This is a genomic window from Streptococcus sp. CL9.43, assembly GCF_049737935.1.
In the GTDB taxonomy this organism is placed as follows: Bacteria; Bacillota; Bacilli; order Lactobacillales; family Streptococcaceae; genus Streptococcus; species Streptococcus infantis_I.
In genome coordinates this window covers 390,311-405,686 of the sequence record NZ_JBKOTS010000001.1, presented here as the reverse complement: position 1 = coordinate 405,686, position 15,376 = coordinate 390,311, and the positions used below count along the sequence as shown (strand labels likewise).

The window sequence follows — 15,376 nt, the reverse complement described above, 5'->3', positions numbered from 1 at the left end:
AAGATGAAGAAAAGATATCTTGTATTATCAGGATTATTAGCCTTGACATTAGCGGCTTGCTCACAAGAAAAGCCAGCAACTTCAGAAACTCAGACTTCAACGGAAGAAAAAACTGTCCAAGAAGGAACTGCGGGAAGTAAGTCTCAGGCAGCTAGTCAAAAGAAAGCAGAAGTAGTAGACAAAGGAGATCACTACAGCATTCAAGGCAAGTACGATGAGATTGTTGTCGCTAATAAGCATTATCCTATGTCAAAAGACTATAATCCAGGGGAAAATCCTACCGCTAAAGCAGAACTGTTGAAACTCATTGCAGCTATGCAACAAGCAGGATTCCCGATTAGCGACAACTATAGTGGTTTTAGAAGTTATGAAACTCAAACTCAGCTTTATCAAAACTATGTAGATAAAGATGGCAAGGCTGAGGCTGACCGTTATTCTGCAAGACCTGGTTACAGTGAACACCAAACTGGCCTTGCCTTTGACCTAATAGGAACAAATGGAGATTTAGTGACAGAAGAAAAGGCTGCTCAATGGCTTTTAGACCACGCCGCAGACTATGGCTTTGTCGTTCGTTACCTTAAAGGTAAGGAAAAAGAAACGGGTTATATGGCTGAAGAATGGCACCTTCGCTATGTTGGCAAAGAAGCCAAAGAAATCGCTGCAAGTGGCCTCAGTCTGGAAGAGTATTATGGCTTTGAAGGTGGAGACTATGTTGATTAGTCGCAAAACACCTTGCAAGAATGCTTGAAATTTGATAAAATGAATAATAATTAAATAGGAATCTGCAAGACTAGTATCTCAGGGGAAGTATATCAGGGAGGAGAGCCGTGACTGAAAGTTCTCTATATGAAAGCTGGGTGAATTCACTTGCCTATGGATTCAGAAATAAAGGTCTGGCTTGTCAGATAAAAACGGATGGTACCGCGTGTCAACGCTCCGAGTGGAGTTTTTGACATGTGGTTTTCTTTTTATCTTACGAGTGACTGATGGAGGAATTATGTCAACTATTGAAGAACAATTAAAAGCGCTTCGTGAAGAAACGCTAGCTAGCTTGAAGCAGATTTCTGCTGAAAATGAAAAAGAGCTGCAAGAATTGCGCGTCTCTGTCCTTGGTAAAAAAGGTTCCCTTACTGAAATCCTGAAAGGGATGAAAGATGTTTCTGCAGAAATGCGTCCTGTTATCGGGAAACACGTCAATGAAGCTCGTGATGTTTTGACAGCTGCATTTGAAGAATCAGCTAAGCTCTTGGAAGAAAAGAAAGTGGAAGCTCAACTAGCAAGTGAGAGCATTGATGTTACACTTCCAGGTCGTCCAGTTGCGACTGGTCACCGTCACGTCCTCACACAAACTAGTGAAGAAATAGAAGATATCTTCATCGGGATGGGTTACCAAGTAGTGGATGGTTTTGAAGTAGAACAAGACTACTACAACTTTGAACGTATGAACCTTCCAAAGGATCACCCAGCTCGTGATATGCAGGACACTTTCTATATCACAGAAGAAATCTTGCTTCGTACTCACACGTCTCCAGTTCAGGCGCGTGCTATGGATGCCCATGATTTTTCAAAAGGTCCTTTGAAGATGATCTCACCAGGACGTGTATTCCGCCGTGATACGGATGATGCAACCCACAGTCACCAGTTCCACCAAATCGAAGGTTTGGTTGTTGGGAAAAACATCTCTATGGCTGACCTTCAAGGAACCCTCCAGTTGATTGTGCAAAAAATGTTTGGTGAAGAGCGTCAAATCCGTTTGCGTCCATCTTACTTCCCGTTCACAGAGCCATCTGTTGAGGTGGATGTTTCATGCTTTAAGTGTGGAGGAGACGGCTGTAACGTATGTAAGAAAACTGGTTGGATCGAGATTATGGGTGCCGGTATGGTTCACCCACGTGTCCTTGAGATGAGTGGCATCGATGCAACTGTTTACTCTGGTTTTGCCTTTGGTCTTGGTCAAGAGCGTGTAGCTATGCTTCGTTACGGAATCAACGATATCCGTGGATTCTACCAAGGAGATATCCGCTTCTCAGAACAGTTTAAATAATGATTAGAAAAGTGGAAATAGCAGATGTTGAGGTGTTGGCAAAAATTGCCAAACAAACCTTTCGTGAAACATTTGCTCATGATAATACGGAAGAGCAGTTACAGGAATACTTTGAAGAGGCTTATAATCTGAGAGTTTTGTCAACTGAGTTGGAAGATCCTGACTCTGAAACCTATTTCATTATGCATGAAGAGGAGATAGCTGGTTTTCTCAAAGTCAACTGGGGAAATGCTCAAACCGAGAGAGAATTAGAGAACGCTTTTGAAATTCAACGTCTCTATGTGCTACAAACATATCAAGGATTTGGACTTGGTAAGCAACTATTTGAATTCGCTTTGGAACTTGCAGAAAAAAATGGTTTTTCCTGGGCTTGGCTAGGTGTTTGGGAGCATAATACAAAAGCTCAAGCATTTTATAATCGATATGGTTTTGAAAAATTTAGCCAACATCGTTTTATGGTTGGGCAAAAGGTAGATACGGATTGGTTACTGAAAAAGAAATTAAGGTAAGAAGATAATTCTTCTAATGAAATGATAGGAAAGGAAAAAAACTAGAGTGACAACTGTCATTCTGGAGAATTAAATTATGCTTGTATCTTATAAATGGTTAAAAGAATTGGTGGACATTGATGTACCATCACAAGAGTTGGCTGAAAAAATGTCAACTACAGGGATCGAGGTAGAAGGTGTGGAATCACCTGCTGCTGGTCTCTCAAAAATTGTCGTTGGTGAGGTCTTGTCTTGTGAAGATGTGCCCGAAACACACTTGCATGTCTGCCAAGTCAATGTGGGTGAAGAAGAAGCCCGTCAAATCGTCTGTGGAGCACCAAATGTGCGTGCAGGCATCAAGGTCATGGTGGCTCTTCCAGGTGCTCGCATTGCGGACAACTACAAAATCAAAAAAGGGAAAATCCGTGGCTTAGAGTCACTAGGGATGATCTGTTCACTTGGTGAGTTGGGTATTTCTGACTCTGTTGTACCGAAAGAATTTGCAGATGGAATCCAAATCTTGCCAGATGATGCAGTTCCAGGTGAGGAAGTTTTCTCCTATCTAGACTTGGATGATGAAATCATCGAACTTTCCATCACTCCAAACCGTGCAGATGCCCTCTCTATGCGTGGCGTGGCGCACGAAGTAGCAGCTATCTATGACAAGTCAGTCAATTTTAAAGAATTTACTTTAACAGAAACAGACCAAGTTGCAGCGGATGCTCTTTCTGTCAGCATTGATACGGACAAGGCTCCTTACTATGCAGCTCGTATCTTGGACAATGTGACTATCGCACCAAGTCCACAATGGTTGCAAAACCTCCTCATGAACGAAGGTATTCGTCCTATTAACAATGTCGTCGACGTGACCAACTATATCCTGCTTTACTTTGGTCAGCCTATGCATGCCTTTGACTTAGATACCTTTGAAGGAAACGACATCCGTGTGCGTGAAGCACGTGCTGGTGAGAAATTAGTGACCTTGGATGGGGAAGAGCGTGAGTTGGAAACAACTGACTTAGTCATTACTGTTGCTGATAAACCTGTTGCCCTTGCAGGTGTCATGGGCGGACAAGCTACAGAAATCTCTGAAAAGTCTACTCGTGTCGTCCTTGAAGCTGCTGTCTTCAATGGCAAATCTATCCGTAAGACAAGTGGTCGCCTCAATCTTCGCTCAGAATCATCTTCTCGCTTTGAAAAGGGAATCAACGTGGCAACCGTTAATGAAGCCCTTGATGCGGCAGCAAGTATGATTGCGGAATTGGCTGGTGCGACCGTGCGGAAGGGTATCGTTTCAGCAGGCCACTTGGATACATCTGATGTGGAAGTTTCTTCAACTCTTGCAGACGTTAACCGTGTCCTTGGTACTGAGCTTTCCTACGCGGATGTAGAGGATGTTTTCCGTCGTCTAGGATTTGGCCTTTCTGGAAATGCAGAATCCTTCACAGTTAGCGTTCCACGTCGCCGTTGGGATATCACTATCGAAGCAGACCTCTTTGAAGAAATCGCTCGTATCTATGGATATGACCGTTTGCCAACCAGTCTTCCAAAAGACGATGGTACAGCAGGTGAATTAACAGCGACACAAAAATTGCGCCGTCAAGTTCGTACCATTGCAGAAGGGGCAGGCTTAACTGAAATCATCACCTATGCACTGACAACTCCTGAAAAAGCGGTTGAGTTTACCATTCAACCAACTCATTTGACAGAGCTCATGTGGCCAATGACTGTGGATCGTTCGGTCCTCCGTCAAAATATGGTTTCAGGTATTTTAGATACAGTTGCCTACAACGTAGCGCGTAAGAATAAAAACTTGGCTCTTTATGAGATTGGAAAAGTCTTTGAACAAACAGGTAACCCAAAAGAAGACTTGCCAAATGAAATCAACAGTTTCGCCTTTGCTTTGACTGGTTTAGTCGCTGAAAAAGACTTCCAAACAGCAGCTGTTCCTGTTGACTTCTTCTATGCTAAGGGAATCCTTGAAGCACTCTTTACTCGTTTGGGTCTTGTAGCGACCTATACAGCAACGCAAGAGATTAAGAGTCTTCACCCAGGACGTACAGCCTTGATCTCACTCGGCGACCAAGTTCTTGGTTTCCTTGGGCAAGTGCATCCAGTCACTGCTAAGGCTTATGATATCCCTGAAACTTATGTAGCCGAGCTTAACCTTTCGGCTATTGAGGCAGCCCTTCAACCAGCAGAAGCCTTTGTGGAAATTACTAAATTCCCAGCAGTCAGCCGTGATATCGCCCTTCTCCTCAAAGCAGAAGTGACTCACCAAGATGTGGTAGACGCCATCAAAGCTGCTGGCGTGAAACGTTTGACAGATATCAAACTTTTCGATGTCTTCTCAGGTGAAAAACTAGGACTTGGTATGAAGTCCATGGCCTACAGCTTGACCTTCCAAAATCCAGAAGATAGCTTGACTGACGAAGAAGTCGCACGCTACATGGAAAAAATCCAAGCATCGCTTGAAGAAAAAGTGAATGCAGAAGTGCGTTAACAGTCTAAAATCCATCCTGAGGGATGGATTTTTTTGTCTTTGTAAATGCCGAATATTGGAAAGAAAAATGAAGTTGTATTTTATTCGTTTTGATATAAAAAATACCTAGTAAATTCTACTAATAAAAATGTACATAAATCCTTGTAATAACTAAAAAAAGGAGTATAATGAGGGTAAGATTAGTAGGAGGTGGATTATGTTAGAAGTCCGCAATCTTGAAAAAAGTTTTGGTCCCAAACAAGTCTTGTTTGGCGTTGATTTTCAAGCTCAGCCTGGAAGAATTTTAGGTCTAGTTGGAAAAAATGGAGCTGGGAAAACAACCATTTTCCACAGTATTTTGAAATTTTTAGATTATCAGGGAGAAATTCAGTTTGATGGCCAGGAAATTCGTCAGGAAACCTATGCTCAGATTGGCTATCTACCCGAAGAACGTAGTCTCATGCCTAAGTTGACAGTTCTAGAGCAGGTTCGTTACCTAGCGATGTTAAAAGGAATGGATGCAAAAGAAGTCAAAGAAAAACTCCCTCAATGGATGGAGAAACTGGAAGTTAAGGGGAAATTGACAGACAAGATTAAGAGTCTCTCAAAAGGGAATCAACAGAAGATTCAACTGATTATTACTTTAATGCATGAACCAGATCTGATCATTCTAGATGAACCTTTTAGTGGTCTGGATCCAGTCAATACCGAATTGCTCAAGCAGGTTATCCTCAAAGAAAAAGAACGTGGTGCAACCATTATCTTTTCAGACCACGTCATGACCAATGTCGAAGAGCTATGTGATGATATCCTTATGATTCGTGATGGGCGTGTCGTCTTGCATGGACCAGTCCAAGATGTTCGTAATCAATACGGCAAAACGCGACTCTTTGTTGCAAGTGAAAGGAGCCAGGAAGACTTGGAAAAACTCCCACATGTCATTCATGCTAGCTTGACCAAGCAGGGAATTTGGAAGCTCATCCTAGATGACGAAAATGCTGGACAGGAGCTCTTTGCTATCTTGACTCAAGGACACTATATCGCGACCTTTGACCAGCAAGCTCCGACAATTGATGAAATCTTTAAACTAGAATCAGGGGTGGAAGTATGAGAAATATGTTGGTTGTAATCAAAGAAACTTATCTACGTCATGTCAAATCCTGGAGTTTCTTCTTTATGGTAATCTCGCCCTTTCTCTTTATCGGCTTATCTGGAGGAATTGGCTATCTTCAAAGTTCCTCTCTGGCTCAGAATAATAAGGTGGCTGTAGTTAGTTCGGTGCCTGCTGTAACAGAGAGTCTTAAATCGACCAATGGCATTAATGTTGACTATAAGGATGAAGCAAGCGCCCAAGAAGCCATCAAGGATGAAAAAATAAAAGGTTATTTGACCATTGATCAAGAAGGTAGTATTCTCAAGGCAGTCTATCACGGTGAAACTTCACTAGAGAGTGGCATTAAGTTAGCTGTGACAACTAAGTTGAATGAGCTTCAATACCAACTCAATCGTTCGGAGGCACATTTATCTCAGGAACAGGAACAGCACTTGGCACAAACGATTCAATTCTCAGAGCAGATTGATGAATCTAAGGAAAGTAAAAAGATGGTCCAAACCTTTGCGGCAGCAGGACTAGGCTTCTTCCTCTATATGATCTTGATTACTTATGCCAGTGTCACTGCTCAAGAGGTAGCCAGTGAAAAAGGGACAAAAATTATGGAAGTGGTCTTCTCAAGTATTCGTGCTAGTCACTACTTTTACGCACGTATGATTGCCTTACTTCTTGTCATTTTGACTCATATTGGTATTTATGTTGTAGGCGGACTTGGAGCTATCTTATTCTTTAAGGATATGCCTTTCTTGGCTAATTCAGGTATTCTAAGTCATTTGGGAGAAGCTTTTTCTCTGAACACCTTGTTGTTTGTCTTGGTTAGTCTTTTCATGTACGTTGTCTTGGCTGCCTTCTTAGGTTCTATGGTTTCTCGACCTGAAGACTCTGGTAAGGCCTTGTCTCCTTTGATGCTCTTAATTATGGTAGGTTTTATAGGGGTAACCGCCTTAGGGGCTTCTGGGGATAATTTGGTTTTGAAAATTGGATCTTATATCCCATTCATCTCAACCTTCTTTATGCCTTTCAGAGCTATTAATGGTTATGCAAATAGTATCGAGGCTTGGATTTCTCTTGCGATAACAGTTGTATTTGCTGTGACTGCAACAGCCTTTATCGGACGTATGTATGCCAGCCTAGTCCTTCAAACAGATGATTTAGGTATCTGGAAAACCTTTAAACGAGCTTTAAGCTATAAATAAAGTAAGGGACCTGTGAGTGTATCTCCCAGGTCTTTTTATTCGCTGAAATATTTCACATTAATTTCTTCTAAACCTTTGACTAATAAAGAAAATTATCGTACAATAAAGAGTACATGATAAAATGAGACCAGAGTTTATATACTCTGGCATTAGTAGTAAAAAAAGAGGAGAAACGCTTTGGAATTAGAAGTATTTGCTGGGCAAGAAAAAAGTGAACTATCTATGATTGAGGTGGCTCGTGCCATCTTGGAACAACGTGGTCGCGACCACGAGATGCATTTTAGCGATTTGGTCAATGAAATCCAAAACTATCTTGGTACCTCTAATAGCGATATTCGCGAAGCACTACCTTTGTTCTATACAGAGTTGAACTTTGATGGTAGCTTCATCTCTCTTGGAGATAACAAGTGGGGCCTTCGTTCATGGTATGGAGTAGATGAAATTGACGAAGAAATCATTGCTCTTGAAGAAAGTGACGATGAAGAAGTAGCACCTAAGGCTAAGAAAAAACGTGTTAATGCCTTTATGGATGGAGATGCTGATGCCATTGATTACGGTGCAGATGATCCAGAGGATGAGGACGCCTACGAAGAAGATCCAGCTCTTTCTTATGATGATGAAAATCCAGACGATGAGAAGAACGAAGTAGAAGCCTACGACGCCGAAATCAACGAAATCGCACCAGATGATCTTGGGGAAGATGTTGATCTTGTTGAAGAAGATGACGAGGATTCTGAGGAAGAAGAATAATAATACCAAACAACAAGGAAATCTCCTTGTTGTTTTCTTTTCTGCAGTAGAACTATAAATCTAGTAAAGAATGACATTTGACAAATGTACCAAATTGAGGTAAGATATTGTTCGGGCACCTCTTTTAGAGGTCGGAGCTCCCTAGTTATTAGGGAGCTATTTTTGTTTTTCCGGGAACTTTTATCTTGGATTGTAGTATTTGATGAAGATCTTGTTTCCGATCTCCCCTTCTAGGAAACAGGGTTTTGAGCATTTTAGAAAGAGGAATCTATGTCTACGAAATATATTTTTGTAACTGGTGGTGTGGTGTCGTCTATTGGAAAAGGGATCGTTGCGGCGAGCCTAGGACGGCTCTTGAAAAATCGTGGTTTGAAGGTAACCATTCAAAAGTTTGACCCTTATATCAATATCGATCCGGGAACCATGAGTCCTTATCAGCACGGGGAAGTCTTTGTGACAGATGATGGGGCTGAGACAGATTTGGACTTGGGTCACTACGAACGTTTCATCGATATCAATCTCAACAAATATTCCAACGTGACAACTGGTAAAATCTACAGTGAAGTTCTTCGCAAGGAACGTCGTGGAGAGTATTTGGGAGCAACTGTCCAAGTCATTCCTCATATTACAGATGCCTTGAAAGAAAAAATCAAGCGTGCCGCTCTAACGACGGACTCTGATGTTATTATTACAGAGGTTGGTGGAACAGTTGGCGATATTGAGTCCCTTCCATTCTTAGAGGCGCTTCGTCAGATGAAGTCTGATGTGGGTGCAGAAAATGTCATGTATATCCATACAACCTTGCTTCCTTACCTCAAGGCGGCTGGAGAAATGAAGACCAAGCCGACTCAACACTCTGTCAAAGAATTGCGAGGTTTGGGAATCCAGCCAAATATGTTAGTCATTCGTACAGAAAAACCAGCAGGACAAGGGATTAAAAACAAACTAGCCCAGTTCTGTGATGTGGCACCAGAAGCAGTTATCGAGTCCTTAGACGTAGATCATCTTTACCAAATTCCGCTTAATCTGCAAGCTCAAGGCATGGATCAAATCGTCTGTGACCATTTGAAGATTGATGCACCGGCAGCAGATATGACAGAGTGGTCAGCTATGGTTGATAAGGTTATGAATCTAAAAAAACAAGTCAAAATTGCTCTTGTTGGTAAGTATGTCGAGTTGCAAGATGCCTACATTTCTGTCGTAGAGGCCTTGAAACACTCTGGTTATGCCAATGATACAGAAGTCAAGATTGATTGGGTCAATGCTAACGATGTGACAGCTGATAATGTAGCGGAACTATTAGATGACGCTGATGGAATTATCGTTCCAGGTGGTTTTGGTCAACGTGGGACAGAAGGTAAGATTCAAGCGATTCGCTATGCTCGAGAAAATGATGTACCAATGTTGGGAGTCTGCTTGGGAATGCAATTGACTTGTATCGAGTTTGCCCGTCATGTTTTGGGACTTGAAGGGGCTAATTCAGCAGAGCTTGATCCTGATACAAAATATCCGATCATCGATATCATGCGTGATCAGATTGATGTTGAGGACATGGGGGGAACCCTTCGTTTGGGACTTTATCCTTCTAAGTTGAAACGTGGTTCTAAGGCAGCAGCAGCTTATCATAACAAAGAAGTGGTCCAACGTCGCCACCGCCACCGTTATGAGTTTAACAATGCCTTCCGTGAACAGTTTGAAGGTGCAGGATTTGTCTTCTCGGGTGTTTCACCAGACAATCGCTTGGTCGAAATTGTGGAAATCCCAGAAAACAAATTCTTTGTGGCTTGTCAGTACCATCCAGAACTTTCAAGTCGTCCAAATCGTCCTGAAGAACTTTACACTGCTTTTGTAACAGCAGCTGTTGAAAATAGTAAATAGTAGAATAAACCTTTGAGAGTCATCTCAGAGGTTTTTATTTGTTTTCAGTATTATGAAAATCTGGAAAATCGGCTCTGAATTTGGTAAGATAAGATTATGGATTTTGAAAAAATTGAACAAGCATATACCTATTTACTAGAAAATGTCCAAATCATTCAAAACGATTTGGCGACAAGCTTTTATGATGCCTTGATTGAACAAAATGGGATCTATCTCGATGGTCAAACCGCTCTGGAGCAAGTCAAAAAAAATAACCAGGCCTTAAAACGTTTGGCACTTCGAAAAGAGGAGTGGTTACGGACCTATCAATTTTTGTTAATGAAGGCAGCGCAAACAGAGCCTCTTCAAGCAAATCACCAGTTCACACCGGATGCGGTTGGTCACTTGATGATTTTTATCATTGAACAACTTTTCCCTGCTGAAAATGTGAGCTTATTGGAATTGGGATCTGGGATGGGAATTCTTGGAGCTAGTTTCTTAACGTCTATGAACAAAAAGATAGATTACCTGGGAATAGAACTTGATGACCTCTTGATTGACTTGGCGGCAAGCATGGCAGAAGTAATGGATCTTCAAATGGGCTTTGTCCAAGGAGATGCAGTACGTCCACAAGTATTAAAAGAAAGTGACATCATTGTGAGCGACCTGCCTGTCGGTTACTATCCAGATAATCAGACAGCCTCACGTTATCAAGTAGCGGCTAAGAATGAACATACTTATGCTCATCATTTGTTAATGGAACAATCACTCAAGTATCTCAGGACAGGAGGCTATGCGATTTTTCTAGCTCCAACAGATCTCCTGACAAGTCCTCAGAGTGACCTTTTGAAATCATGGCTGAATGAACAGGCCCAACTAGTGGCTATTGTGGCCTTACCAGAGGATCTCTTCGCTCAAGGAGCTCAGTCTAAGAGCATTTTTGTCCTACAAAAGAAGACAGGAGAAGGAGTTGAACCATTTGTTTATCCACTTACCAGTCTTCGTGACCCTGAAATTTTGATGGAATTTAAGGAAAATTTTCAAAATTGGTGTCAAGGGCATGAAATCTAGTGCAAATTTTGGTATAATAGTTGAAAACGCTTAAAAAGGGGAATAAATTTATGACAAAAACCATTGCAATTAACGCTGGAAGCTCTAGCTTGAAATGGCAACTATATCAAATGCCAGAAGAAAAGGTGCTTGCAAAAGGTTTAATTGAGCGAATCGGATTGAAGGATTCTGTTTCAACAGTTAAGTTTGATGGTCGTTCTGAAGAACAAGTTCTTGATATTGAAAACCATACCTTGGCTGTTAAGATTTTACTTGATGACTTGATTCGTTTTAATATTATTAAAACTTATGATGAAATTACTGGTGTCGGACACCGTGTTGTTGCAGGTGGAGAATACTTCAAAGAGTCTACAGTTGTTGAAGGTGCTGTCTTAGAAAAAATTGAAGAACTAGGCCTTCTTGCTCCATTGCACAACCCTGCAAACGCAGCTGGGATTCGTGCCTTCAAAGAATTGTTGCCAGATATTACAAGTGTAGCAGTCTTTGATACATCATTCCACACAACAATGCCAGAGAAAGCCTACCGTTATCCATTACCAACTAAGTACTATACAGAAAACAAGGTTCGTAAATACGGAGCACACGGTACAAGTCACCAGTACGTTGCTCAAGAAGCAGCAAAACTTTTGGGACGTCCACTAGAAAAGTTGAAATTGATCACTTGCCATATTGGTAACGGTGCTTCTATCACAGCTGTTAAAGGTGGTCAATCAATCGATACATCAATGGGATTCACTCCACTTGGTGGTGTTATGATGGGAACTCGTACAGGGGATATTGACCCAGCCATCATTCCTTATTTAATGCAATATACAGAGGACTTTAACAAGCCTGAGGACATCAGTCGTATTCTTAATCGTGAGTCAGGATTGCTGGGTGTTTCAGGGAAGTCTAGTGATATGCGTGATGTGATTGCTGCAATGGAAGCAGGGAATCATGATGCTGCTTTGGCATTTGAAATGTATGTTGACCGTATCCAAAAACACATTGGACAATACTTGGCTGTCCTAAACGGAGCAGATGCTATTATCTTTACTGCTGGTGTTGGTGAAAATGCAACTCTTGTGCGTGAGAAAGTTATTTCAGGTATCTCTTGGTTTGGTTGTGATGTAGACCCGGAGAAAAATGTCTTTGGAGTAACTGGAGACATCTCTACAGAAGCTGCAAAAATTCGTGTCCTTGTCATCCCAACGGATGAAGAACTTGTGATTGCGCGTGATGTTGAGCGTTTGAAAAAATAAATGAACAAAAAATCGACCTTCTCGAAAGAGAGGTCGATTTTCTTTATGTTATTGAGGAATGTTTACCATTTAGTTAGGGAGACTTCACCACTATTGAGCCAAATTTTTTCACCAGTAGCTAATTCTATCTGCAGTTGACCCTGGTCAGAGATATCACAAGCTTTTCCTGAGATGATTTCTTGATCTTTCTTAAAGGAAATTTCTTTGCCTAAAACAATTGATTGTTTTTTATAAAGGTAAAGCAGCTCATCGGCCTCAGTTTCGTAGAAACATTTCCAGATTTCTGCAATCAGCTCGTTGCGAGTGATTGGGCTATTTTGAGAAAAGAGACTTCCAGCTTTCCCTTGTAGGTTTTTTGGAAAATCAGCGATAGAAAAGTTGATACCAACACCAATAATAACATCTGTGACAAGGCCGGTTTCGACAGAAGTGATGGCTTCAGTTAGAATACCGGCTATTTTTTTCTGATTTAGGTATAAATCATTTACCCATTTGATATCTAAATCAATCAGACAAAGGTTTTTAACAGCCTTATAAATTGCAGCTGCAGTCAGGAGTGTATAGGCTGGCAAATCTAGATAAGAGAGATTTGGCTTGAGGTGGAGAGACATGTAAATTCCACCTTGTTCTGGAGAATAGTAGGGGCGTTGAAATCGACCACGTCCCATAGTTTGGCCTGTTGATAGGTAGAGTGTATCTCCTTTGGCACCAGCTTCCATGGCCTCCTTAGCATCACTCTGGGTTGATTTGGTGATAGGTTTAAATTGAACTGAGATTGGGCTGTTAGCTTCTATTTCTTGAGGTAAGATTAGGTCACCGTGAAGAAGTTTGTAGCCACGGTTTTTGATGCTGTCAATTTCTAAACCTTCCTGCTGGAGGCGTTGGATAGCCTTCCAAACAGAGGTGCGAGAGAGGTTTAATATTTCAGCGATTTTCTCTCCGCTTAAATAATCTGTTTCATGAGCTAAGATTTTGTAAACTTCTTGGTAGGATTTCATAGTAGAGCCTTTCCTGGGAAATTAATTTTATTGTACCACAATTTTACAAAAGATTGACTGCTTTTAGTGGAGGAATCCGGGTTCCCTATAAATTTTTACCAAGTTTTAGTTAGGATGAGAAGGACAAAGTGGTTTTCAAATCATTTGAAAAATGGTAAAATGTTTTAATAGCTTATATCTGGGCTATATAGCGCAGAAAGAAAGGATCTGTTGTGAAATCAATAGGTATCATTGAAAAATTGAAAGGCTTATCCAAGCAAGAGCTAGTCTTACTAGCTGTTATTCTAAGTATTTTCTTGCCTTTTTATATTTTCGTTATTATTTTTATCGCCTACTTAATAGGTCTAATATTTACAGGAGAGATGAAGGGGATATTAAAACGATTATCCCACCATTCTATCTTACTTTTATTTATCGGCTATAGTGGTGTTATCTCTCTTTTAGCTCAAAATGTGATGGGGATGGTTTCCACCTTAGGAATGTTCCTCTTTGCAATTTTCTTTTACTATTACCAAGCCCATTTAACCCCTAAGTTTTTCAGATTAATATTGCAATCGGTTATGTCGCTTAGTGTGCTAGCATCAGTTTTTGCAGCTTTAGAGCATTTTCAGATTGTAAAGAAATTTGATTATACTTTCTTATCACCTAAGATGCAGGTCTGGCATCAGAACCGTGCAGAAGTAGCCTTCTTTAATCCTAATTATTATGGGATTATCTGTTGCTTCTGTATTATGATTGGATTTTACCTAATTAGTACGACACGATTGAGATGGTTGAGAATTTTCTCTCTCATTGCAATCTTTGCGAATTTATTTGGTTTGAATTTCACCCAAAATAGAACAGCTTTTCCAGCCATTATCTTTGGTGCGATTATTTATCTTTTCACTACCATTAAGAACTGGCGTGCCTTCTGGCTCAGTATCGGAGTATTTGGTGTTGGTCTAGCCTTCCTCTTCTCGAGTGATTTGGGAGTTCGAATGGGAACGCTCGATTCGTCTATGGAAGAACGAGTGTCAATCTGGAATGCAGGTATGACCTTATTCAAACAAAACCCCTTCTGGGGTGAGGGGCCCCTAACCTATATGCACTCTTATCCTCGTATTTTTGCTCCTTATCACGAACATGCTCATAGTATATACATTGATACGATATTGAGTTACGGTGTGGTAGGAACGGTATTATTAGGGATTGCTTCTTCAGACCCAATTCGAAAATTAATTGATATGAGTCAGGAGTCGAGCAAGCGTCCAATTGTTGGTCTTTATCTTTCGTTCTTAACAGTAGTTGCTGTGCATGGGATTTTTGATTTGGCCCTCTTTTGGATTCAATCCTCCTTCATTTTCCTTTTAGTAATGTGTAGTTTGCCATTAAAACATAGTATGATTGGAGAATTTGTTGAATAGACAAAAAGATAGTAGAAATGAGATTTTCTACTATCTTTTTTATTATTGAATAGCTTGAAGTAAATCTTCAGCTTGTTTTTCTAGAGAAGCAGCGATACTATCTTCAAGGATTAATTGACCATCTGCCCAGGCAGAATCATTAACACGGGCTGCGGTAAAATCACCAACAACCTGTGTACGGATAAATGGCAAGAGGTCTTTGTAAATCGCAAAGAGTTGATCGTGTCCTGCATTTGCTACAGATGATACTGTAACAATCTTATCTTGAAGAGCAGATGCTCCACGAGTGTCAGACAAGTCAATGGCGCGTGAAAGCCAGTCAAGTAAGTTTTTCACAGTCCCTGGAATTGAGAAATTGTAGACTGGAGAGAAGATCCAGATTGCATCTGCAGCTTGAACAGCTTCTCGAGCCGCTGAAACAGCTGGAAGTGTAGGAACTTCAAGGTCTTGGCTAAAGAGAGGAATGGCTGAGTAGTCAAGGTAACTTACCTCGGCTTTGCCAGCAAGTGCCTTTTCAGCTTCTAGTGCCATTTGGTGGTTGAATGAACCTTCACGAAGTGAACCAACGATAAATAATACTTTTTTAGACATAGGGAGTCTCCTTTAAATTTCAATCTTTTAATCAGAATCACTCTGTTGTTATAATATATGTTACAACACGATAAAATCATTTGCAAGGGATATGCTCAGAAAATAAAATCAATAGAATCTAAGTTTTTAATTAAAAATGAAGAC

At 40.8% G+C, this 15,376-nt stretch carries 13 protein-coding genes; 11 read left to right on the top strand and 2 right to left on the bottom strand.

Features of this window, described 5'->3' with window-relative positions; translation table 11 throughout:
- Positions 1-3: 3 nt before the first annotated feature.
- From ldcB to ACLNCS_RS01875, 10 genes are all read left to right on the top strand, one after another.
- On the top strand, positions 4-720 hold the full coding sequence (gene ldcB / locus ACLNCS_RS01920) for an LD-carboxypeptidase LdcB/DacB (protein WP_004252109.1): 717 nt from the start codon (positions 4-6) through the stop codon (positions 718-720).
- 277 nt (positions 721-997) lie between these two features.
- Positions 998-2,044 (top strand): phenylalanine--tRNA ligase subunit alpha, encoded by a 1,047-nt coding sequence (pheS, locus tag ACLNCS_RS01915; RefSeq protein ID WP_070677100.1) that lies wholly within the window; start codon positions 998-1,000, stop codon positions 2,042-2,044.
- Positions 2,044-2,553, top strand: coding sequence for a GNAT family N-acetyltransferase (locus ACLNCS_RS01910; RefSeq protein WP_070677101.1), 510 nt, complete (start codon positions 2,044-2,046; stop codon positions 2,551-2,553). Before pheS ends, ACLNCS_RS01910 begins: the two co-directional genes overlap by 1 nt.
- Positions 2,554-2,629: 76 nt before the next feature.
- Positions 2,630-5,035, top strand: coding sequence for a phenylalanine--tRNA ligase subunit beta (gene pheT, locus ACLNCS_RS01905; protein WP_070677102.1), 2,406 nt, complete (start codon positions 2,630-2,632; stop codon positions 5,033-5,035).
- 196 nt (positions 5,036-5,231) lie between these two features.
- Positions 5,232-6,125 carry an ABC transporter ATP-binding protein gene (locus ACLNCS_RS01900; protein ID WP_424846974.1) on the top strand — a complete coding sequence of 298 codons (894 nt, stop codon included), beginning with the start codon at positions 5,232-5,234 and terminating at the stop codon, positions 6,123-6,125.
- A complete protein-coding gene (locus ACLNCS_RS01895) occupies positions 6,122-7,321 on the top strand; it encodes an ABC transporter permease (RefSeq protein WP_424846972.1) in 1,200 nt (399 codons plus the stop codon). The genes ACLNCS_RS01900 and ACLNCS_RS01895 overlap by 4 nt, the downstream gene beginning before the upstream one ends.
- Before the next feature lie 177 nt (positions 7,322-7,498).
- Entirely contained in the window at positions 7,499-8,071 is a 573-nt protein-coding gene (rpoE, locus tag ACLNCS_RS01890) for a DNA-directed RNA polymerase subunit delta (protein ID WP_424846970.1), read from the top strand.
- A gap of 270 nt (positions 8,072-8,341) precedes the next feature.
- Positions 8,342-9,949: a CTP synthase gene (locus ACLNCS_RS01885; protein WP_004252126.1), complete on the top strand. Its 1,608-nt coding sequence runs from the start codon at positions 8,342-8,344 to the stop codon at positions 9,947-9,949.
- 96 nt (positions 9,950-10,045) lie between these two features.
- A complete protein-coding gene (locus ACLNCS_RS01880) occupies positions 10,046-10,999 on the top strand; it encodes a class I SAM-dependent methyltransferase (protein WP_414272605.1) in 954 nt (317 codons plus the stop codon).
- Between the two features lie 50 nt (positions 11,000-11,049).
- On the top strand, positions 11,050-12,240 hold the full coding sequence (locus tag ACLNCS_RS01875) for an acetate kinase (RefSeq protein ID WP_424846967.1): 1,191 nt from the start codon (positions 11,050-11,052) through the stop codon (positions 12,238-12,240).
- A 62-nt stretch (positions 12,241-12,302) separates the two neighbouring features.
- On the opposite strand, the gene birA is transcribed toward ACLNCS_RS01875, so the two are convergent.
- Positions 12,303-13,238, bottom strand: a complete 936-nt coding sequence (gene birA, locus ACLNCS_RS01870; protein ID WP_049494172.1) for a bifunctional biotin--[acetyl-CoA-carboxylase] ligase/biotin operon repressor BirA — start codon at positions 13,236-13,238, stop codon at positions 12,303-12,305.
- Between the two features lie 212 nt (positions 13,239-13,450).
- Here birA and ACLNCS_RS01865 point away from each other — a divergent pair, with 212 nt between their 5' ends.
- On the top strand, positions 13,451-14,641 hold the full coding sequence (locus ACLNCS_RS01865; RefSeq protein WP_049494171.1) for an O-antigen ligase family protein: 1,191 nt from the start codon (positions 13,451-13,453) through the stop codon (positions 14,639-14,641).
- 42 nt (positions 14,642-14,683) lie between these two features.
- On the opposite strand, the gene ACLNCS_RS01860 is transcribed toward ACLNCS_RS01865, so the two are convergent.
- The gene (locus ACLNCS_RS01860) at positions 14,684-15,232 is read right to left on the bottom strand and encodes an NADPH-dependent FMN reductase (RefSeq protein WP_049494170.1); all 549 of its coding nucleotides are present in this window, start codon (positions 15,230-15,232) and stop codon (positions 14,684-14,686) included.
- Positions 15,233-15,376: the final 144 nt, after the last annotated feature.